Source organism: Paucibacter hankyongi (genome assembly GCF_037482915.1).
GTDB lineage: Bacteria > Pseudomonadota > Gammaproteobacteria > Burkholderiales > Burkholderiaceae_C > Paucibacter_A > Paucibacter_A hankyongi.
In genome coordinates, this window is record NZ_JBBHJX010000001.1 from 148,739 (window position 1) to 169,948 (window position 21,210).

Consider the following 21,210-nt stretch of genomic DNA (forward strand, 5'->3'; position numbering starts at 1 on the left):
GGCTCGGGTTCAGGCCGCTGCGGCAGCGCGATCCCGAATCCGCCGAATCGGCGTGAGGCTCAAGCCCAGCAGCACGATCAAGAGCAGCGCAGCACCGCTGGCCGTGAACAGGCCGGCCGGACTCAACACCCGCAAGGCCGCCCCAGCCGCTGCGGCCGCCAGCGGCGCCAGGCCCATGAAGATGAACATGAAAACACTCATGGCCCGGCCCAACATGGCCGGTGGCACGCGCTGCTGCATCCAGGTGAACACCGCCACCTGAACAAAGCCGCCCAGGGCACCGAGCGGCGCCAACAGGGCGATGCCCTGCCAGGTGGCCGAGATATGGCCAAAGGGCAGAAAGACCAAGCCGGCAATGCCATCGATGGCCAGCACCGTCAGGCCCAAGGTCTTGAGCCGCCAGTTCGGCCGCATCCCGCCCAGCGCCATGCCCAGCAAAGCGCCCACGCCATGGCCGCCCAGCAAAAGTCCCAGAGACGCGGCCCCATCCGGCAACTGACTATTGGCCAGCACCGGCAAGGCCACCTGAATCGGCCCGCCAACGAAGAAACCGATGGCCGCAAAGTACAGGCACAGCGTGCGCAACTCAGCATCGCGCCACATCGTCGTTATCGCCTCGCGCACGGCGCTCAGCACCGACTGGGCCGCTCCTTGCGCCGCGGATGCCGCCATCTGCACCCGGCTCAGCGTCCAGGCGGAGATGAAGAAGCTGGCCGCATCGAAGGCGAATGCCAGCCCCAAGCCCCGGGCATTCTCCAAACGCGCCTGAGCCGCGGCAGGCGCATCACCAAAGGCGGCGATCAACAAGCCGGCCATCAGCGGGCCGATCAAGACCGAGAGCTGGCGCAAACCCATCAACGCACCATTGGCGGGCTGCAGCATCTCGGCCGGCACGGTGCGCGGCATGATGGCGCTGCCGGCGGGATAGCTGAAGGCCGTCACCAGGCCGATCGCCAGCGACAGCGCATAGACCATCCACAGCTCGACCGAGCCGCTCCACACCAGCAGCGCCAGCGCGCCGATCAAGCCGCCGTTAAGCAGCTTGGTCATGAACAAAACCCACTTGGGTGAATAGCGATCGACGATGGCGCCGCCGACCAGAATAAAGACCGCGCGCGGCAGGCCGACGATGGCCAGCACCAGGCCCAGGCTGAGCGGATCACCCGTCAGCTTCAAGACCAACCAGGGCAAGGCGATCAGGGTGAACTGATCGCCCAACATCGACAGCGCGCCGCCGCCCAGCAACCAGCGAAAATTGGCGTTAGCAAACAGCCGACCGCGGGCCGCCTTGGCGGCGCTTTTGGCCTCGTCGTTCGGGGTCGGCCCGGCCTCGGCGGGCACGCTTTGTGACTGACTATTCATTGTTTTCTTTCTTTTGATTTGAAACATCGCTCTGCAGCGCGGCACGCAAATAGCCGATCAACTCCGGTGTGACGCCGGTGTCGCGCTGCAGGCCGGGCTCGCTGGCCCACATGGTCTGGAACTTGTTCTTGACCTCCTGGTCCTCGCCGGTGAACTGCGCCACCAGGGCTTGCCAGCGCTGGGCCAAGGCCTTGACTCGCGGTGAATGCGGGTCGGTGCCGCGACTCATCTCTTGCTGCACGGCCTGGATCAGGGCCGGCCACTCGGACTCGGTCGCCTTGATGACTTCCTCGCCCAGCTCGGCGCGGCGCCCGTCCATGCGCTGCAAATCGGCCTCGTCGAAGTATTTTTCGTAGCTGCGCATCAGGCCCATGGTGCGCAGCAGATGCTCGGTCAACCCCTCTTCGTCATGGGCGGCGCGCTCGGCCACGCGTTGCAGCGCCTCCAGCAAACGCTGCTGACGACGCAACTGCGCCTGCACCTCGCCGATATGACGCTGCAGCACCTCCAGCACCGGCGGGCTCTCGGCATCCAGCAAGGGCGCGATGTCTTTCAAGGCCAGACCCGAATGCCGATACGCCAACAAGCGGTGCAGGCGCAGCACATCGGCATCGTTGTAGAGGCGATAGCCCGCCTCGCTGCGGCCGGACGGCGTCAGCAAGCCCAGTTTTTCATAGTGATGCAAGGCCCGCACGGTCAGCCCGCAGCGTTTGGCCAGATCACCGACGGTGTATTCCATGGCAGAGATCGTTTTCCAAAGACAAGGCCGGCATGATGAACCCTAACCTTGCGTCAGGGTCAAGCACTTTGTCAGGCCCCGGCTGCCGAGCACAATCGGCTATGGTTGCGTGCTGGCGGACTGTTCCGCGGAGTGGCTCACGGTGAACCCAAGCGATCGCTCGTTTTTCAACACCCTGCAGCCGAGGCTGCTGCAGGAGCTTTGCCGGCTGCAGCTTGGCCAGCTGGCAGCGCTCGCCTGCGTGGCTGGGCTGTTGGGCGTGGCGGGTGAAGCTGCGGCGCAGCCTGTGGCAATGCCGGCCTGCAGTCATCCGATACGGCTGGCCGCCAGCGATTGGCCGCCCTATTTGGTCTATCAAAGCAATGGTCAACACCATGGTCTGGACTATGAGGTGCTGAGTGCCATGGTGGCCGAGGCCGGCTGCAGCCTGCAGTGGCTGGAGGCCTTGCCGCGCCGGCGCCGGTCCATCATGTTGCGAGACGGCGAGGTGGACCTGATCCCGGCGGCCAGCCTGAGAGCCAAATCCAATTCCGGCGCCCGCTACACCCGCCCCTACCGTGATGAGGTGATGGGCGTGATGCGCATCAGCGGCGTTTCGCGTGCGACAGCGCTGTCTGGCCCCACCCAAACCACCCCGCCCAGCGTGCCCAATTTGCCGGCGCGCCTGAGCAGCTTTTCGGACCTGTTCAATACCCGCACCCCGCTGCTGTTCATCAACGCCGGGCCCTTGAGCGCTGACTTTGAAGCCTGGCGCCCGCGTCTGCAGGCGGCCGGCCTGCTTGAGCCGTTCGAGTCGCACAGCAAGGGCATCAGCATGTTGCAGCGACAGCGCGCGCCCTTGATCCTCGGTGATGTCGGCACCCTGCTGCATCTGGCCCATCTTCAGGGGCTGGAGCTGCAGCAACTGCCCTTCGGCAGCAGCAGGGAGCCGGTCGGCTTCATGCTGAGCCCGCAAAGCGTCAGCGAGCAGGAGTTCCAAGCGCTCGACCAAGCGCTGGGGCGACTGGAGCTGCGAGGAGTCTTGAAGGACATCCGGCGGCGCTACGGCGTGGACTGAGCGCAGAGCCAAAGCTGCGATCATGCAGCCATGCAAGACGGCAGCTTCGAACACCCCGACGACCAGGCCCGCTACCGCCGCCCCGCCCACCGCAGCGGGGTGGAGCTCTACCACGCCAGCATCTTGCGCCACCAGTTCGCACCCCACACCCATGAGGCTTACGGGCTCGGGTCCATCACCGGCGGGGTCGGGCGCTTTCGCTGGCGCGGTGGCGAGCATCTGGCGCCGCGCGCCACGCTGATGCTGATGAACCCGGAGGACATGCACACCGGCCAGGCCGACACTGCCGACGCCTGGGCTTACCGCATGGTCTATTTGGAGCCGGCGCTGCTGAGCGAACTCAGCGGCCAGCCGGCTTGGTTGTTCAAGGCCGCCGTGGCGCATGACAGTGCCAGCGCGACCGAGGCGGCCAGGCTGATTGCCGGTCTTTGGCGGGCGCGTGAGCCGCTCGCCTTCGACAGCCAGCTGCTCTTGCTGGTGCAGGCGCTGAGCCGCCATGCGCGCGCCCCCGAGCCGCAGCGTGAGCAGTTGGCCATGCGTTTCGCACCGGTGCTCGACTACATGCGTGCACATCTCGCAGAGAGCCTGTCGCTACAGCAACTGGCGGCGGTGGCCGGGCTCAGTCCATTTCACTTCTTGAGAGTCTTCAAGGCTCAAAAACATGCCACGCCGCAGCAGGTCTTGATGGCGCTGCGCCTGTTCGATGCCAAACGCAGGCTGGCCTTGGGTGAAACGCCGGCCAGCGTCGCGGCTGCCGTGGGCCTGAGCGATCAAGCCCATTTGAACCGAGGCTTTGTCAGCCGCTTCGGGGTCACCCCCGGTGCTTACCAGCGCCAGCTGGGGCTCAGCCGAGCCCCTGGCGTGCCGCCGTCAGCACCGCGGCGCTGAGCCGGTCCAACATCGGCAGCGGCTGACGGGTGGTTTGCCAATACAAGGGCAGCAGCAGCTCCGACTGGTCCGTCAACAGCTGCAAGCGCCCATCGGCCAACATCGCCGCCACCGAACTGGCGGGGTTCATGCCCCAACCCAGGCCGGCACAGGCCGCATCGACAAAGCCTTGGCTGGACGGCAACCAATGGGTGGGCAGACTGGGCTGCGCGCCAAAGGCCTGCTCGATCCAGCGCGACTGCAAACCGTCTTGGCGGTTGAAGCGCAGGCAGGGGGCGCTTGCCAGCGACTCAAGCGTCACGCCCGCCGAAAAGTAACGCCGAACAAAAGCAGGGCTGGCCGTGGCCAGATAGCGCATCGAGCCCAGCGGCAGGCTGCGGCAACCTTGCACCGGTTCAGCCAAATCGGTCACGGCGGCCAGCACTTCGCCGCTGCGCAAACGCTCGGCGGTGAAGGCCTGATCTTCCAGGCTGAGATCCAGCAAGGCCGGCTCGGCCTCAGCAAAGGCCGCGGCCGCGGGCATGAACCAGGTCGCTAGGCTGTCGGCATTGACCGCCACGCGCAGCGTGACCCGGCCCAGGCCATCGGGCGCCAGCGCCGGCACTCGGGCCAGCAGATCATGTTCCAACATGCCCACTTGCTCGACATGACGACACAGCAGCAGCCCTGCCTCGGTCGCCACACAGGGCGAACCGCGCACCACCAGCACCTGGCCGAGGCGCTGCTCCAGCAACTTGACGCGCTGCGACACCGCCGAGGGCGAGATGTGCAAGACGCGGGCCGCGCGCTCGAAGCTGCTCTCGCGCACCACCGCCGCCAGGGCGGCCAAAAGGGAATAGTCGAGCATGGGAGGCTGAAGGCAGAAAAAGGCGAAAACGGTGGCGCGATTCAGCAGGGCTTCATTCGGTGAAGCAAGTCTAACTGGCCGACATCGGAGACCTGCGTCATGCTTCGCCCCGATGAACGATTCCACCCCCCTGCTCGCCGCCCTGCCCATCTATGGGCAAGGCCTGACCCTCGGCCTCAGCCTGATCATGGCCATTGGCGCCCAAAACGCCTTTGTCTTGCGCCAAGGACTACGGCGCGAGCATGTGACGCTGATCGTGCTCTGCTGTGCGCTGGCCGACACCTTGTTGATGGGGGCTGGCATCTTCGGCCTGGCCGCCTTGATTGGCGAACGCGCTTGGCTGGCCAGCGCCTTGACTGGCGGCGGCGCCCTGTTCTTGACCGCGTATGGCTTGCAGGCGCTGCGGCGCGCCCGTCGCCCTGCCAGCCTTCTCGCCGGCGAAAGCCCGCGTCAGGGGCGGCGCCAGGTCTTGTTGCAACTGGCCGGCTTCACCTTGCTCAACCCGCATGTCTACTTGGACACGGTCCTGCTGGTCGGCTCACTCGGCGCTCGTCATGCGGGCTGGGCCAAGCTGGCCTTTATGGGCGGCGCGGCCAGCGGAAGCTTTTTGTGGTTCGTGGGCCTAGGCTATGGCGCGCGCTGGTTAGCACCCTTTTTTGCAAGGCCGCGCGCCTGGCAGATCCTCGACGTCTTGATCGGTCTGACCATGTTGGGCCTGGCCGCCATGCTGCTGCGCCAGCTCTTGAGCTGAAATTCGCCCCGAACAGCAATCCGGTACAAGACGCCGCATGCCGAGTGCCCGACACTGCCCCGATGTGGACAGGAATTGTTTTTGCACTCGCCGCCGGCCTGATGTGGGGCCTGGTCTTCGTCGCCCCCTTGATGCTGGCCGACTATCCGCCGCTGATGCTGACCATTGGACGCTACTTGGCTTTTGGCCTGATCGCACTGCCGCTGGGCTGGATGGACAGCCGCCAGCTGCGCCGCTTGAGTCGAAGCGACTGGCTGCAAGCCTTGCGGCTGAGCCTGATCGGCAATTTTCTCTACTACCTGCTCTTGTCCAGCGCCATCCAACTGGCCGGCGCGCCGCTGCCCACCGTCATCATCGGAACGCTGCCGGTGGTGATCGCCATCTGCGCCAATTTGCGCAGCCACCAGCCTCTGCCATGGCGCAAGTTGGCGCCCTCCTTGCTGCTCATCGTCATCGGCATTGCCTGCGTGAATCAAGACGAGTTGCAGCTGCTGCCACAAGTGAATAGTGGATCCGCCGCGCTGCGCAGTTATGGGCTCGGCGCTTTGCTGGCCTTGGGCGCCGTGGCCTGCTGGACCTGGTACCCGATTCGCAATGCCGATTGGCTGCAGGCTCACCCCGAAGCCAGCCCGCGCGTCTGGGCTACCGCGCAGGGACTGATGACCTTGCCGGTCGCCCTGCTAGGGCTTGGCCTGCTGCACTTAAGCCAAGCGCGAGGCTGGCCCTTGTTGGGCGCCAGCTTCCAACTGCCGCTCGGCCCGCGCGCACTCGACTACATCGGGTTGATGCTGGCCGTGGGCCTGTTTTCTTCCTGGCTGGGGACGCTGTGCTGGAATGAGGCCAGCCAACGCCTGCCGACCTCCTTGGTCGGGCAGCTGATCGTTTTCGAGTCGTTGGCCGCGCTGGCCTATGCCTTCATGTTGCGCGGTCAGATGCCGTCCATCCTGACCCTCACCGGAGTCGCCTTCTTGTTGGCGGGGGTGGTGTGGGCGCTGCGCGGTGGGCCATCGCGAGGCGGTTAAGCCATCACTTTGAGGGCACACCACGCCAAGTTGCGCAGTCAAAGCTCCAACTGCGGCATGGTGGGGCGGATCTGGTCGATGCCTACGCGGACGCCCTCGGGCGACAAGGCCGCTAGCCCCTTCAGCTGCTCGGGGTCGAGCCGGCCGGCCAGCAAGCCCAGCTCACTGAAACGCAGGCCTTGCCTCACCAGGTAGGCCAAATAGGTATGCCTCAAAGTCTCAGGGCTGATGGACTGTGCTTGCTCAAGTTGCGCGTCGTAGGCGCTGGCAGTCACTGCCAAGGCCACATCTCCGGCCTCCAGCCCGGTGCCGTCAGGCCTGGTAAACAAGGGCCGAGAAGGTTCTGCCGAGGCCCCCTGCTGCAAGGCAAAGTCCAATAGCCCCCGCGGCAACGGCAATTCGCGTGCGGCGCCCCCGCCTACAGAGAGCGAACGACGCTCGACGTTGACAGCTCCCAAGGGCAAACCCAGCAGTTCATCGGCCGTCAGCCCGCAAAGCAGGCCGGTCAATAAGGCCCGCTGCGAACTCGCAGCATGGGTGAGCAATCGCTCGATCTCATCCGGACTCAGCTCCCTGGGCAGTGGCGGCGCCAAGAAGCGATCACCCGCAGCAGACTCCGACGAGACATCCAGCATCAAATCCGGCGGCGCGCGTCGGGCAGACAAGGCGGCGTGATGCTGATCGCCGCTGAGCCAAGGCGGCGCAATCAACAGGGCGGAGGGCTGCACGGGCGGCGCCTGCTCACGACTGAGGAATTCGACCAGGCCGACCGACAAAAGAGCCACCACCAGGGCAGCAAGAAGGGCGATTCCGGCGTCCCTTACATACAGCGGCCGCCAAGCCTGCACAGGCGTTACAGCCGGTTCCAAGACCACCAGCCCGGGCCTTTGCAAAGCTTCACTGGCTTGCATGGCCAGCAGTTTCTGTCGTGCCGCCAGCTGCATTTTTTCCAGCCCTTGCAGTTCATCCTGCAAACCTTGGAATTCCCCGAAACGGCGATTGAAATTCTGCACGCCCTGGCGGTTTTCCGCAGATTGCTGCTGGAGTCGGTGAACGGTAGCCCTGGCGCTGGCGAGTTCTTCCTTGGCATCGGCCAAGGCCGACTGTTGCCCCTTGTGGCGCTCGGTTTCCAGTTGCTGCTCGAGATTGGCAATGCGCGTCTTCAAGGCCCGCACATTCGGGTCCATTTCAAGATACTGCTGCGTGAACTGGCGCTCCAGACCACGGAGATCCTCCCGCAACTGCGACAGACGTGCCTCGATATTGGCGACGGTTGGATTGTCTTTCGCTTGCGACAGCGGGCGCCCCGACTCCTTCAGGTCACTCGACTGTTCGAGCGAGCGGACCTTGCCCGCGGCAATCGCCTCGCGGTCGGTGGCCGCCTGCAATGACTGCGCCAAACCCTTCTGCCGTGCCAGCGAAGGATCATCTTCCCGCTCGGACGAGTCGATATTCGACTTGAGTCGAAACGCGTCCAAGGTTCGGCGCTTCTCAAGGACCTTGGACTCGATCACGCGCAACTCCTCGCTCGCTTGCTGCAATTGCGCTTCGACATTGACCTTGCCGGCATCCCCTTGCTCGTCCCGATAGACGGCGATCAAGGTATTGAGCAGCGGGGCGACCAAGGCCCGCTCACCGCTTTGCGCTTGCAAGTGCAGCACCTGGGTGCCTTCTAAGGGCGTCACCGTCAGCATCTGCTGCAAGGCTTGCGCATCCGTGGCCACGGGCCTGTCTGGTGCGTTTAGCCCTTGAGCCGATAAACGCTGGGCCACTTTTTCCAACAAGGGCCGGCTGCTCAAAACCTGCAGCTCGGTCAGATAGGCCGCGGACATCGCTTGCGCCTGCGCTGCTTCACTTGCCCCCGCGGGCTTGGCCGGGACAATTTGCAGACGCGCGGTCGCCATGTACTCGGGACTGCGGCCAAAGGTGAAACCCATACCGACAAGCAGGGCGAATAAAAACACGCCGAGAAAAACCCGCCAGCGCCGGCGCATCGTCGACGAGGGCAACTGCGCGGCCTCGCCAACATCAAAGCCAGTAACCGCGTGAGAGCCATAGCCACCCACCAAGATGCGCTGAGGCTGAGAGCTATGCGAGGGCATTGAGAGGGCTCCGGAACTGCAGAGCCACGACTATATCGACGCGCAGGCTCGACGGGTCAGTACAGACTTGGGGGGGCAACGATGCCTCGTCGACCAAGAGTCCGCGCATAAAAAAGCCCACCAAGCTTGCACTTGGCGGGCTGTCGTTAGCGCAGAAGCGCGGCTCGCGGCTTACTTCACCAACTGGTTCAGCTCGCCACGAGCGTAGGCTGCAGCGATGTCCACCAGGGTGCGCGGCTGGATCTTGCCGGCTTGGCCTTCGCAGCCGAACTCCACATAACGCTGTTTGCACACGGCCTTGGCGGCTTCACGGGCGGGCTTGAGCCATTCGCGGGCGTCGAACTTGTCGGGGTTCTCAAACAAGAACTTGCGCACCGCGCCGGTCATGGCCAGGCGGATGTCGGTGTCGATATTGATCTTGCGAACGCCATGCTTGATGGCTTCTTGGATCTCTTCGATCGGCACGCCGAAGGTTTCCTTCATCTGGCCGCCGTACTGGTTGATGATGGCCAGCAACTCTTGCGGCACGCTCGAGGAGCCGTGCATCACCAAGTGGGTGTTGGGAATGCGGGCGTGGATTTCCTTGACGCGGCTGATGGCCAGGATGTCGCCGGTGGGCTTGCGGCTGAACTTGTAGGCGCCGTGGCTAGTGCCGATGGCAATGGCCAGCGCGTCAAGCTGCGTAGCCTTGACGAAGGTGGCGGCTTCTTCGGGGTCGGTCAGCATCTGGCTGTGGTCCAACTTGCCTACGGCGCCGATGCCGTCTTCCTCGCCGGCGTCGCCGGTTTCCAGATTGCCCAGGCAGCCCAGCTCGCCCTCGACGGTGACGCCGACCTTGTGCGCCATCTCGACGACGCGGCGGGTCACGTCCATGTTGTACTCAAAAGAGGACGGGGTCTTGCCGTCTTCCATCAGCGAGCCGTCCATCATCACCGAGCCGAAGCCCAGGTCGATGGCGCCTTGGCAAATCTTGGGGCTGGTGCCATGGTCTTGGTGCATGACCAAGGGGATGTGCGGGTACATCTCGGCCGCGGCCTGGATCAAATGCTTGATGAAGGGCTCGCCAGCGTATTTGCGGGCGCCGGCCGAGGCCTGCAGGATGACCGGGGCGCCGACTTCATCGGCGGCAGACATCACGGCCTGCACTTGCTCCAGGTTGTTGACGTTGAAAGCCGGGATGCCGTAGCCGTGTTCGGCGGCATGGTCCAGCAGTTGGCGCATGGAAACGAGAGCCATGAGAGAGTCCCTTGGGAAGTTAAAAACCTTGAAAACCCTGCGAACGCAGCCTACCGCCAAACCAGCCCGGCGGGTCATGTAACCGCGTTGTAACTGGCGGCGATTCTAGCGGGGCCCTGTGGCAGCGAACCCCGGGCAGCCTCGCTTGCATGAGGGGGGTGTGAGCAATTAGGCTGAGAGCTGGGCTTTTTCGAGGTTTAGGCGACTCGCCTTTGCGCCCACACTCGACAGCCCAGGAGCCCACCGCATGACTCGTCTCGCCCTTGACCACCTGACCCTCTGGATCACCGCCGCTGCGCGCGAACACTCGCACGACCTGGCCAGCCATCTGGAGGAGCGCACCGGCTGCAGCCGCCGCTCGGCGCTGGCCGCACTGCGCCGCTTGGTCGACGCTCATTGGCTGACGCGCAGCGGCAGCGATCGCCGCCCGGTCTATGGCCCCGGCCTGCTGCGCCAGGTGGCGCGTACCTACAGCTTGCACGGTCTGCAGGAAGACATCCCCTGGCAGCGCGACTTTGCGCCCAACTTTGATCTGCCCAAGCATGTGGCGCGCATGGTTCAGCATGGTTTCACCGAACTGGTGAATAACGCGGCCGACCACAGCGGCGGCAGCAGCGTCACCGTCTCTCTGCGCCAAACGCCCAGCCATGTGCAATTGCTGGTGTCTGACGATGGCTGCGGCGTGTTCGACAAAATCTGTTCGGCTTTTGACATTGCCAATGCCCAGCACGCCATGCTGGAGCTGAGCAAGGGCCGCCTGACCAGCCAACCCGAGATGCACACCGGGCGCGGCCTCTTCTTCAGCTCGCAGCTGGCCGATGTGTTCGACATCCACGCCAATGGCACCGCCTTCCAGCGCCGTGCCTGGGAAAGCGGCGGCTGGCAGCCGGGTCGGCCAATGCCGCGCCAGGGCAGCTCGATCTATATGTCGATTTCCCTGGACACCAAGCGCACGCTGGACCAAGTGCTGGAGGCCTGGAGCCTGGACGGTAGCGGCATTGAGTTTGACCACACCACCATTGCCCTGCGCCTCTTGGCCGGGCCCGGCCAGCCGCTGGACTCCCGCGCGCAAGCGCGCCGTGTGGCGGCCAGACTGCCGATGTTCCGACGTGCCGAGATCAACTTTGACGGTGTGGAAGACGTGGGCCACGGCTTCACCGATGAGCTGTTTCGCGTCTTCGCCCGCGCGCACAAAGAGGTGGAACTTTTGCCGACGCATATGACGCCACGCATTGCTGCTCTGGTGAAAAGCGCTCAGAACGGGTAGTGCGTCATCCTGGCGCGAACCAACCCCAATACGAGACTAATTCACTCAGGGTTTTCTCGAGTTCTTCATAAACTTCCGACCGAGGCCAGTGGTCCCGGCCCAAGGAAGTTTGATGAACAGCCCCGATGGAAACAAGGTTTGGAGCGGCAGGGAGCGGCGCCAAGGCAAAGACAGAAGGCAAAGCGACAAGGAACTGCCCAAGGCGCTGGAGCGCCGCAAGGGCCTCGAGCCACGCCACCCCGAGGTGCAAGAGTTGGAACTGTCGGCAGAGGAATGGGCGCGCCTCAACGAACAGTTTCGCGCCTTTGGCTGACACACAGCGCTGCGGCTCGGCCGAGCTTCACAGATCACTATTGAGTAAGTCCTGAATCGCCCTGGCCTGCTGGCGCATCGCGGCATTCAGGCGCGGCATCAGTTGAGCCAGCGCATGCCCTCGAGCTGCAATGAAGTGAACGGGGTCGACCTGCATCGGTGTGGGCAGCACCATCAGTGCTGCCGAATGACCGGACTCCTCGCGCAGCCTGCGCTCAATCAACCAAGGCTGAGAACTGCGGTGCGAGTTCAGCATCACATCACAGCGCCCCGCCATCAGCATGCGAACCCGCGTCGTCAAGTCGCCGTCGGAGAGCTCGACCCGAAACACGACGCCCTTGGCCGCATCAAACACCGGCCCATAGCTGATCCCTCGCGCGAGACACAGCACCCGCCCCTGTAGGTCATTGAGGCTGCGAAACTCCAGGCCCTGATCGCGCCGCACCACCATCCACACATGGTTGTTGAAGGCCGGCTCGCTGAATTCAAACAGCAACTCTCGACTGGGTGTGCGGGAGGCGCCAAACACCACCACCTGGCCGCGCTCGGCCATCAGCAGCGCGCGCGACCAAGGCACCATATTCACCTGCCATTCGATATTTGCCGCCGCACCGACCAGCCGCAGCATCTCCAAGGTGAACGGTCGACGACTGGCCTCATTGACGGCCACCGGCACCAGCAAGCGGCTTGAAGCACTTGCCGCGCTGGCCACCGAGGGTGCTGCGGCTGCGGCCTTGGCCCGTTCAGTGGCATCCGCATGGCGCGCGGCCGGCGACAACGGCAGACCGGCGCCGACCAAGGCCTGCAGCAAACGTCGACGCAAGCTCCGCTGCCTGCTCAGGCCGTCTTCCGGAACGCTTGCACACGATTTCAATGGTTCACCCTGCACGTCGTCAGTGAAACTGCTGGGACAGGATAGCAGCGCCGACCGCCCTGCGACTCAAGGGCTGCCGGCCACAGCGGGCGCGGCCGTGAAGCCCCTCACAAATCGCTAGCCACCCAATCGACGATCGCCTTGCGCTGCTGCGCCATTGCCGCATTGATGCGCGGCAGCCATTGGGCGAGCGGGTGACCGCGCTGCACCGCGAAGTGAACGCCTTCCTCCAGCATAGGCTTGGGCAGCACCTCAAAAGCCAGCTCTTCCCCGATAGCCTTGCGCAGGGCCCGATCAACTGGGCCGGGCGTCTTGCTGCGATGGGTGGTCAAGGCCACGTCGCAGCGCTCGGCCATCAGCATGCGCACCCGCGCCACCGGACCGCCACCGACCGACTCAACCCGGAACAGCTTGCCCTTGGCCGCATCGAACTCGTCGCCGAAGCTGACGCTGCGCCCCATGCAGATGCTGCGGCCCTGCAGATCGGCCAGGCTCCGATAGACCAAGCCATGATTTTTGCGAACGATCATCCAGGCCTGTTGACGATAGATCGGCTCGCTGAATTCGAGCGTCCGCTCACGTTCGGCGTTACGCGACAAGCCATAAGCCAAGGCCTGCCCGGTCTCCGCCAGCAAGACCGAGCGCGCAAAAGGCACCGACTGGATCTGCCACTCAATGCCCGCGGCTTGACCGACCAGGTTCAGCAAAATCTGCGACAAAGCCTGGGAGGTCGGCGAATCGCTCAAGGCCAAAGGCACAGCGACCGTCGGCGCCGTGGCCGCAAGAGCGCCCATCGACCAACCCCCACCCACACCCAAAAGGCCAGCTGTCGCGAGCCAAGCTCGGCGCGAAGTCAATGCATCAACCATGACCGGAGCGTGCCAGAAGCGAGCAGAGCGGGCCGCCGCAGCGAACGCCTAACTGCCCGCGGCCCTAATGAGGCTTAACCGCCGACGCGGCAGACCTTCAGCATATTGGTGCCGCCCGGGTAGCCCATCGGCTCGCCGCAGGTGATGGCATAGGTGTCGCCGGGCATCAGCACGCCGCGGTCCACCAAGATCTTCTCGGCCGCCGCCAGCGCCGTGTCGCGATCTTCAAACTTGGGCATCAAGAGTGGCCGCACATTGCGGTACAGCGTCATCTTGCGCTGGCTGACTTCTTGGGTAGTCAGCGCGTAAATCGGCACCTGGATGCGATGGCGGCTCATCCACAAGGCGGTAGAGCCCGACTCGGTCAGCGCCAAGATTGCCTTGCACCCGAGGTGATGCGCAGTGAACAAAGCACCCATGGCGATGGACTGGTCGATGCGTCCGAACTGACGGCCGGCGAAGTCGGTGTCCAGGGTGACGAACTCGGCGCGCTCGGCTTCCAAGGCGATGGCGGCCATCTGCTCGATGGTTTCAACCGGGAACTTGCCGGCGGCGGTTTCGGCGCTCAGCATCACGGCATCGGTGCCATCAAGTACCGCGTTAGCCACATCGCTCACCTCGGCGCGGGTCGGCACCGGGTTGACGATCATGGACTCCATCATCTGCGTCGCGGTGATGGCCACCTTGTCCAGCGCCAGCGCCATCTTGATCATGCGCTTTTGCAACGCCGGCACGGCGGCATTGCCCACTTCAACGGCCAAGTCGCCGCGCGCCACCATGATGCCGTCGCTGGCCTTCAGGATCGCTTCGAGGTGAGGGATGGCCTCCGAGCGTTCGATCTTGGCGATCATGCTGGGCTTGTGGTTGTAGGGCTCGCCGGCCATATTGGCCAGTTGGCGCGCCATTTCCATATCGGTGGCATTCTTGGGGAAGCTGATCGCCAGGTACTCGCAGCGGAAGCTCATCGCGGTCTTGATGTCTTCCATGTCCTTGGACGTCAAGGCCGGGGCGGTCAGGCCGCCTCCCTGCTTGTTGATGCCCTTGTTATTGGACAACTCGCCGCCCAGCTTGACGATGGTGTGCACCGCCGCACCGCGCACTGCTTCCACCGTCAGCACCAAGAGGCCGTCGTTCAGCAGCAAGGTGTCACCGGGCTTCACATCGCGCGGCAGTTCCTTGTAATCAAGGCCCACGGCTTCTTCATTGCCGAGTTCGCTGCGGTCGGCATCCAAGATGAAGCGCGCGCCGTTGACCAGCTCGATCTTGCCGTTCTCGAACTTGCCGACGCGGATCTTGGGGCCTTGCATATCGGCCATGATGGCCACTTCTTTGCCAGCCGCCTTGGCGGCCTCGCGCACCAAGCGGGCGCGGTCGATGTGGTCTTGCGCCTTGCCGTGCGAGAAGTTCAGCCGCACCACATCGACGCCAGACCGGATCATCTGCTCCAGGATCTCCGGTGAAGAAGAAGCTGGGCCGAGGGTGGCAACGATCTTGGTGGCACGGGTCATGGCGGGCACTCGCTGAAATAAAGTTACAAGCGATGATTATGGCCCCCACTGAGGGCCATAAGTTTCAGAGAGTTACCGAAGCAACTCAGCTCTTGGCGGCCAAGACATCGGCCACCGCCAGCGCCGTCATATTGACGATGCGGCGCACCGTGGCCGAGGGCGTCAGGATGTGCACCGGCGCGGCCGTACCCAGCAAGATGGGGCCCACCGTCACGCCGTGGCCACTGGTCACCTTCAGCACATTGAAGAGGATGTTGGCCGCATCCAGCGAGGGCAGCACCAAGAGATTGGCCGCGCCCTTCAAGGTGCTGTCGGGCAAGAAGGTGTTGCGCACCGACTCGGACAAGGCCGCATCACCATGCATTTCGCCGTCACATTCGACATCGGGCGCATGCTGGGTGAACAGCTCACGCGCGCGGCGCATCTTCACCGCCGAGGGCCGCTTGCTGGAGCCGAACATCGAGTGCGACACAAAAGCCAGCTTGGGCGGTAAGCCAAAGCGCTTGACCTCCTCGGCGGCCATGGCGGCGATCTCGGCCAGTTGCTCGGCATCGGGCTGGTCGTTGACGAAGGTGTCGGTCAGGAAGAGCGTGTGCTCGTCCAGCATCAGCGCATTCATGGTGGCGAAATTGCGCGCGCCGGGTTTCAGGCCAATCAGGTCGGAGACATGTTCGAGGTGATTGTCGAAGCGGCCGACCATGCCGCAGATCATGGCGTCGGCATCACCGAGCTTGATGGCCAGGGCGCCGATGGTGGTGGCCGAGCGGCGCACCGCGGCCTTGGCCATTTCGGGCGTCACACCTTGGCGACCCATGGCTTGGTGGTAGGCCTCCCAGTACTGGCGGAAACGCGCGTCGTTATTGGGGTCGATGACGGCCACATCCTGGCCCAGTTTGAGGCGCAGCCCTGCGCGCTCGATGCGGCTGGCGATGACCTCAGGACGGCCGATCAGCGTTGGCTTGACGATGCCCTCATCCAGCGCCACCTGCACCGCGCGCAGCACGCGCTCGTCCTCGCCCTCGGCGTAGATCACGCGCGCCGGGTTGGCCTTGGCGGCGGTGAAAACCGGGCGCATGAACATGCCGGTTTGATAGACATAGCGCTCCAGCGACTGACGATAGGCCTCCATATCGGCAATCGGCCGCTCGGCCACGCCGGAGTCCGCCGCCGCTTGGGCCACGGCTGGCGCGATGCGCAGGATCAGGCGCGCATCAAAGGGCTTGGGAATCAGGTACTCGGGGCCGAAGTGCAACTCCTCGCCGGCATAGGCAGCGGCAACCTCGTCACTGGTCTCGGCCTTGGCCAGGGCGGCGATCTCGCGCACGCAGGCCAGCTTCATTTCCTCGGTGATCTTGCTGGCGCCACAGTCCAGCGCGCCACGGAAGATGTAGGGGAAGCACAGGACGTTGTTGACCTGGTTCGGGTAGTCCGAGCGACCGGTGGCGATGATGCAGTCCGGCCGCACCGCCTTGGCCAACTCGGGCCGGATCTCCGGCTCGGGGTTGGCCAGCGCCAGGATGATGGGGCTGGCGGCCATGGTTTTGACCATCTCGGCGGTCAGCACGCCGGCGGCCGAGCAACCAAGGAAGACATCGGCACCGCCCACCACATCGGCGAGCGTACGCGCCTCGGTCCGCTGGCAATAGCGCTGCTTCGATTCATCCAGCTTGCCGGCTTTCGCATCGTCGCGCTGATCCTGAATCACGCCCTTGGAGTCGCAGACAAAAATGTTCTCGCGCTTCACACCCAGGCCCACCATCACATCCAGGCAGGCAATCGCCGCCGCGCCCGCGCCGGACACCGCCAGTTTGACCTTGGCAATGTCCTTGCCCACCAGCTCCAGGCCGTTCAGCAGCGCGGCGCTGGAGATGATGGCCGTGCCATGTTGGTCGTCGTGGAAGACCGGGATGTTCATCCGCTCCTTCAGCTTCTTCTCGATGTAGAAGCACTCGGGCGCCTTGATGTCTTCCAGATTCACGCCGCCCAGCGTCGGCTCCATGGCGGCAATGATGTCGACCAGCTTGTCCGGGTCGCGCTCGGCCAACTCGATGTCAAACACATCGATGCCGGCGAACTTCTTGAACAAGCAGCCCTTGCCCTCCATCACCGGCTTGGCGGCCAAGGGGCCGATATCGCCGAGGCCCAGCACCGCCGTGCCATTGGTGATCACGCCAACCAGATTGGCGCGCGAGGTGTAGTCGGCCGCCATCGAGGGATCTTTCTCGATGTCCAAGCAGGGATAAGCCACACCGGGCGAGTAAGCCAGCGAGAGATCGCGCTGATTCGACAAGGCCTTGGTCGGCGTGACAGCGATCTTGCCGCGAGAGGGGCTGCGGTGGTATTCCAATGCAGCTTCACGCAGGGCCGCCTCGGCCGGCGACAGCAAAGCCTTGTCATTGCTCATTCGGTGCTCCAGGAAAAATTGAGTTCCGGGAGGTTACATCGGCAATTGGCGCATACCAATGCCGGGAGCTTTAACTGTTATGCAAAGATCGCAAGTCGCAGCCATGCTCAATACCGAGCCGGCGCCACGGTCTCGGCCTATTCCGCTGCGGCGCCTTCGGCCCCAGCCAGTTCAACCCGGTTGCGCCCTTCGCGCTTGGCCTTGTACATGGCCTGATCGGCCGCACGCATGGCGGCCTCGATGCCGGCCTCGCCCTCGCTGTGGCGACTGGCCTGCGCCACGCCGAAGCTGGCCGTTACTTTCAAGCCCCCCGGCCAAGCCTGTTCGATCAGCATCAAACGCAAGCGTTCGGCCACCGCAACGGCCTCTTCGGCCAGGGTCAACGGCATGAGCAGCACAAACTCTTCACCTCCCCAGCGCGCAAGCAAATCTTCGCGCTGGATATTGGCCTTCAGGTGTTGTGCGAACTGCCTCAACACCTCGTCGCCGGCATCGTGGCCCAAGGTGTCATTGATGTTCTTGAAATGGTCGATGTCGGCAAACACAACAGCCAAAGGGAACATCTGCTCTTCCTGCGCACGCATCAGCAGACTCAGATCATGCTTGAGGCCGAGACGATTGGAGGCGCCGGTCAGCGGGTCGTGATGGGCCTTGGCCTCGTACTCGCCCGAGCGCTGGGCCAAGCGCGCATTGGCTTGTTGCAACTCGCGCTTGCGACGCAAGGCGCGGCCAAGGCGCAGCCGTGAGCGACGCCAGTCCCAGAACAGAAATACCCCCATGCTGGCCAACCAGACCGCAATGATGGCCAGTCGGAAGGTCGCCGGATCAACCCAGACGCCAACGAACTCGATGGCGTCCAGTTCGATTGTGTGCGTGCCCGGTGTTACCAAACCCGAGGTGGTGAGACTCAGGAACACCGTGTTGTCGAGTTGAGGCCCCAGCAAATGTACCGGCAGTGGGTGCTCTTGCACCCACCAGGAGGCCACCATGAACTGCGCCAAACGGAACTCCACCGGCACCGACTCCGCAGCAGGCGCGAACACCACCTCGTGAGGTTTCATGTCCGCTTCTTTGCCGGAGTTCGAATAGGCGGGATCGAAATGGCGCAAGAACACCCGCACATGCTGAACCGGCTCCGGGCCGCTGGTGCGCACCCACAGGCGCACGCTGTCAAACTGGGTCAGATCTACGCCCCGCCCGAGCTCGGCCAGCCGCACTTGCAAATCACAGAAGGGCCATTCGTAGCCCGGCCGGATCTCGCAATGCAAGACCCAGCCATTGCCACGGCGCTCCAAGCGCCCTTCGCTGTTCCCGCCATCGACGCTGTCGTTGATGGCATTGACCCATTCCGCCCGATGCGAGGCCGCATCAATATGCCAGGTGCGCGTCATCCAATTGGCATTGGCATACAAAGCCAATAGCGTGGACAAGAGCAACAGCAACAAAAGCCGACGAAGAATCATGGGCCTGGGCGAAGAGTGGGCCACAAGGTCCGGCGCAAAGTCCGGTGCAAGTTCAGGGTCAGGGCGCGGAGATCAGCCCCCTTGCGCGCGCTGGCTCAAAATTTCAAAGGCCGGCAAGGTCTTGCCTTCCAGAATTTCCAGGAAGGCGCCACCGCCAGTGGAGATATAACCAACATCCTTCTCGATGCCGTACTTGGCAATCGCGGCCAAGGTGTCGCCGCCACCGGCAATGCTGAAGGCCGGAGAGGCCGCGATCGCTCGGGCGATGGTTTCGGTGCCATGCGCGAAGGCGTCGAACTCGAACACGCCCACCGGACCGTTCCAAACGATGGTGCCGGCCGCCTTCAGTTGCTCGGCCAAGATCGCCGCAGTTTGCGGGCCAATGTCCAGAATCAGGTCATCCTCGGCCACGTCGGCGGCCAGCTTGACGCTGGCTTCGGCGTCGGCCGCAAAGCGCTTGGCCACCACCACGTCGACAGGAATCGGCACCGCCGCGCCGCGTGCTTTCATGGCGTCGATGACGGCTTGCGCCTCGGCCACCAGATCCGGCTCGGCCAGCGACTTGCCGATCTTCAAACCGGCGGCCAGCATGAAGGTGTTGGCAATGCCGCCACCGACGATCAGACCGTCGACCTTCTCGGATAAAGCCTTCAGGATGGTCAGCTTGGTCGACACCTTGGAGCCAGCGACGATGGCCACCAGCGGGCGCTTCGGCGCGCTCAGGGCCTTGCTGATGGCGTCGATTTCGGCCGCCAGCAACGGGCCTGCGCAGGCGATCTTGGCGAACTGGGCGATGCCGTAGGTCGTGCCCTCGGCGCGGTGGGCGGTGCCAAAGGCGTCGTTGACGAAGATGTCGCACAGCGCCGCCATCTTCTTGGCCAACTCTTCGTTATTCTTCTTCTCGCCCTTGTTGACGCGGCAGTTCTCCAGCAGCACCAATTCGCCCGGTGCCACAGTGACGCCGTCGACCCAATTGGCCAGCAGCTTGACCTCGCGGCCCATCAGCTCGCCCATGCGCTTGGCGACCGGCGCCAGCGAGTCTTCGGGCTTGAATTCACCTTCGGTCGGGCGGCCCAGATGGGACGTGACCATCACCGCGGCGCCGGCCTTCAAGGCCTTCTCGATGCAGGGGATGGAAGCGCGGATGCGGGTGTCTTCGGTGATCTGGCCGGCATCGTCTTGCGGCACATTCAGGTCGGCGCGGATGAAGACGCGCTGGCCGCTGACTTTGCCCTGGTCGATCAGATCGGTGAAACGAATAACGTTCATGGGATGAAGCAATCAAGAGTTGGAAATCGAGGGCAGCCGGATCCGTCAAAGGAATCAGCGCTGCGATGCCCCTAGCTTACCAAGCCGCGCGGCAAGTCAAGACAACAAGGGAGTTACCAGCCCAGGCCAATGCGCAAAACCAGCATCACGACGGTGCCGCTGATGATGGTGCCGAGAATGCCTTGCTTCCAGAAGAAGTAGGCCGTTCCCACCGCCACTGCATAGAGGCGCGCGTCTTGCCAGGTGTGAATCAGCTGTCCCTGTGTCATCACGATTTCGGGGGCGATCACCGAGGCCAGGGCCGCCAGCGGCGCGTAGCGCAGGCCCTGCTTGACCCAATCGGGCAGCGGCAATTCCTGTTTGGGCAGCATGAAAAAGCTGCGTGTGATCAATGTGATCAGCCCCATGCCGATGATGGCCAGCGCGGTTGCCCAATCGCTCATGCGCCGGTCCTCCGCTCGGGCAGCCAATGCTCCATCAGCAAGCCCGCCGCCACCGCGACCGCAATCGCCACCAGAATATTGAGTCGCAAGGGCAGGCCATAAGCGGCCACTGCAGCGCAACAAGCCACCCCGCCAGAGACCCAGGCATTGCGGTCCTTCAGCAGCGACAGCGCCAGCCCCAACAGCGCCAGCACGCCAGCGAAACCGAGGCCCCATTCGGTCGGCACCCGGTCGGCCGCAAAGATGCCGATGATGGACGGCACTTGCCAAGACACCCAGGTCCAGATGGCCCCGCCCCAGAAGTAAGGCAGTTGATCCGCGCTGGGCTTGGGCTCGGGAAAGCGGCGCATAAAGGCCACATAGTTCAAATCAGCGGCGAAATAGCCGACGCTCATGCGCTGCAGCCGCGGCAAATGGCCGAAGTACATGCGCCACTGCACACTGAAAATGACAAAGCGCAGGTTGACGCAAAACGCCGTCGCCCACAGCACCCACATCGGGGCGCCGCTGGCGATCAAGGGCAAGGCGGCCAGCTGCGAGCTGCCGGCGAACACCACCAGACTCATCAGCAAGGCCATGGTGACCGACAGGCCACTCTTGACCATGGCCACGCCGGTGACCAGGCCCCAGGCTGAGATACCCAGGCCGATGGCCATCATCTCGCGCGCGGAATTCTTGAATTCGGGGTGGCGCCAAGTCGCCGCAATAGCACTGCTCATTGCATCATTGTCGCCCGGCAAGCACTGCGGCCCTGTCGCCGCCGCGTCTTGCCTATGCGGAAAGGGGCGCCATGCGCC

General features: G+C 64.0%; 19 protein-coding genes. 6 read left to right on the forward strand and 13 right to left on the reverse strand.

Going from position 1 to position 21,210, the window contains the following annotated elements; all coding sequences use genetic code 11:
• Nucleotides 1-9: 9 nt before the first annotated feature.
• Nucleotides 10-1,362: an MFS transporter gene (locus WG899_RS00610; RefSeq protein WP_339593682.1), complete on the reverse strand. Its 1,353-nt coding sequence runs from the start codon at nt 1,360-1,362 to the stop codon at nt 10-12.
• Complete coding sequence (locus WG899_RS00615) at nt 1,355-2,101, reverse strand: MerR family transcriptional regulator (RefSeq protein WP_339593683.1); 747 nt, start codon at nt 2,099-2,101, stop codon at nt 1,355-1,357. Before WG899_RS00615 ends, WG899_RS00610 begins: the two co-directional genes overlap by 8 nt.
• A 142-nt stretch (nt 2,102-2,243) precedes the next feature.
• Between WG899_RS00615 and WG899_RS00620 the strand changes: the two genes are divergently transcribed.
• Together WG899_RS00620 and WG899_RS00625 are read left to right on the forward strand one after the other, a co-directional pair.
• Entirely contained in the window at nt 2,244-3,158 is a 915-nt protein-coding gene (locus tag WG899_RS00620) for a substrate-binding periplasmic protein (RefSeq protein ID WP_339593684.1), read from the forward strand.
• Nucleotides 3,159-3,188: 30 nt separating this feature from the next.
• On the forward strand, nt 3,189-4,046 hold the full coding sequence (locus WG899_RS00625; RefSeq protein ID WP_339593685.1) for an AraC family transcriptional regulator: 858 nt from the start codon (nt 3,189-3,191) through the stop codon (nt 4,044-4,046).
• Here the strand turns inward: WG899_RS00625 and WG899_RS00630 are convergent.
• The gene (locus WG899_RS00630) at nt 4,003-4,893 is read right to left on the reverse strand and encodes a LysR family transcriptional regulator ArgP (protein ID WP_339593686.1); all 891 of its coding nucleotides are present in this window, start codon (nt 4,891-4,893) and stop codon (nt 4,003-4,005) included. The genes WG899_RS00625 and WG899_RS00630 overlap by 44 nt on opposite strands.
• A 112-nt stretch (nt 4,894-5,005) precedes the next feature.
• Between WG899_RS00630 and WG899_RS00635 the strand changes: the two genes are divergently transcribed.
• Together WG899_RS00635 and WG899_RS00640 are read left to right on the forward strand one after the other, a co-directional pair.
• Nucleotides 5,006-5,644, forward strand: a complete 639-nt coding sequence (locus WG899_RS00635; protein WP_339593687.1) for a LysE/ArgO family amino acid transporter — start codon at nt 5,006-5,008, stop codon at nt 5,642-5,644.
• Nucleotides 5,645-5,706: 62 nt separating this feature from the next.
• The gene (locus WG899_RS00640; RefSeq protein ID WP_339593688.1) at nt 5,707-6,666 is read left to right on the forward strand and encodes a DMT family transporter; all 960 of its coding nucleotides are present in this window, start codon (nt 5,707-5,709) and stop codon (nt 6,664-6,666) included.
• Nucleotides 6,667-6,704: 38 nt separating this feature from the next.
• Here the strand turns inward: WG899_RS00640 and WG899_RS00645 are convergent, their stop codons facing one another.
• Nucleotides 6,705-8,768 (reverse strand): GumC family protein, encoded by a 2,064-nt coding sequence (locus tag WG899_RS00645; protein ID WP_339593689.1) that lies wholly within the window; start codon nt 8,766-8,768, stop codon nt 6,705-6,707.
• Between the two features lie 171 nt (nt 8,769-8,939).
• Nucleotides 8,940-10,004, reverse strand: a complete 1,065-nt coding sequence (gene fba / locus WG899_RS00650; RefSeq protein WP_339593690.1) for a class II fructose-bisphosphate aldolase — start codon at nt 10,002-10,004, stop codon at nt 8,940-8,942.
• Nucleotides 10,005-10,251: 247 nt separating this feature from the next.
• Between fba and WG899_RS00655 the strand changes: the two genes are divergently transcribed.
• Both WG899_RS00655 and WG899_RS00660 read left to right on the forward strand, forming a co-directional pair.
• On the forward strand, nt 10,252-11,271 hold the full coding sequence (locus WG899_RS00655; RefSeq protein ID WP_339593691.1) for an ATP-binding protein: 1,020 nt from the start codon (nt 10,252-10,254) through the stop codon (nt 11,269-11,271).
• Nucleotides 11,272-11,383: 112 nt separating this feature from the next.
• Nucleotides 11,384-11,584 (forward strand): hypothetical protein, encoded by a 201-nt coding sequence (locus tag WG899_RS00660; protein ID WP_339593692.1) that lies wholly within the window; start codon nt 11,384-11,386, stop codon nt 11,582-11,584.
• A gap of 27 nt (nt 11,585-11,611) precedes the next feature.
• Here WG899_RS00660 and WG899_RS00665 read toward each other — a convergent pair whose 3' ends face one another.
• From WG899_RS00665 to WG899_RS00700, 8 genes are all read right to left on the reverse strand, one after another.
• A complete protein-coding gene (locus WG899_RS00665; protein WP_339593693.1) occupies nt 11,612-12,406 on the reverse strand; it encodes a substrate-binding periplasmic protein in 795 nt (264 codons plus the stop codon).
• A 158-nt stretch (nt 12,407-12,564) separates the two neighbouring features.
• The gene (locus WG899_RS00670; protein WP_339593694.1) at nt 12,565-13,251 is read right to left on the reverse strand and encodes a substrate-binding periplasmic protein; all 687 of its coding nucleotides are present in this window, start codon (nt 13,249-13,251) and stop codon (nt 12,565-12,567) included.
• A gap of 149 nt (nt 13,252-13,400) precedes the next feature.
• Nucleotides 13,401-14,834: a pyruvate kinase gene (pyk, locus tag WG899_RS00675; protein ID WP_339593695.1), complete on the reverse strand. Its 1,434-nt coding sequence runs from the start codon at nt 14,832-14,834 to the stop codon at nt 13,401-13,403.
• 85 nt (nt 14,835-14,919) lie between these two features.
• Nucleotides 14,920-17,238 (reverse strand): NADP-dependent malic enzyme, encoded by a 2,319-nt coding sequence (locus WG899_RS00680; protein ID WP_339593696.1) that lies wholly within the window; start codon nt 17,236-17,238, stop codon nt 14,920-14,922.
• 137 nt (nt 17,239-17,375) lie between these two features.
• The gene (locus WG899_RS00685; RefSeq protein ID WP_339593697.1) at nt 17,376-18,701 is read right to left on the reverse strand and encodes a GGDEF domain-containing protein; all 1,326 of its coding nucleotides are present in this window, start codon (nt 18,699-18,701) and stop codon (nt 17,376-17,378) included.
• Between the two features lie 72 nt (nt 18,702-18,773).
• The gene (locus WG899_RS00690; protein WP_339593698.1) at nt 18,774-19,970 is read right to left on the reverse strand and encodes a phosphoglycerate kinase; all 1,197 of its coding nucleotides are present in this window, start codon (nt 19,968-19,970) and stop codon (nt 18,774-18,776) included.
• A 113-nt stretch (nt 19,971-20,083) separates the two neighbouring features.
• Nucleotides 20,084-20,413 carry an AzlD domain-containing protein gene (locus WG899_RS00695; RefSeq protein WP_339593699.1) on the reverse strand — a complete coding sequence of 110 codons (330 nt, stop codon included), beginning with the start codon at nt 20,411-20,413 and terminating at the stop codon, nt 20,084-20,086.
• Nucleotides 20,410-21,132 (reverse strand): AzlC family ABC transporter permease, encoded by a 723-nt coding sequence (locus WG899_RS00700; RefSeq protein WP_339593700.1) that lies wholly within the window; start codon nt 21,130-21,132, stop codon nt 20,410-20,412. Before WG899_RS00700 ends, WG899_RS00695 begins: the two co-directional genes overlap by 4 nt.
• Nucleotides 21,133-21,210: the final 78 nt, after the last annotated feature.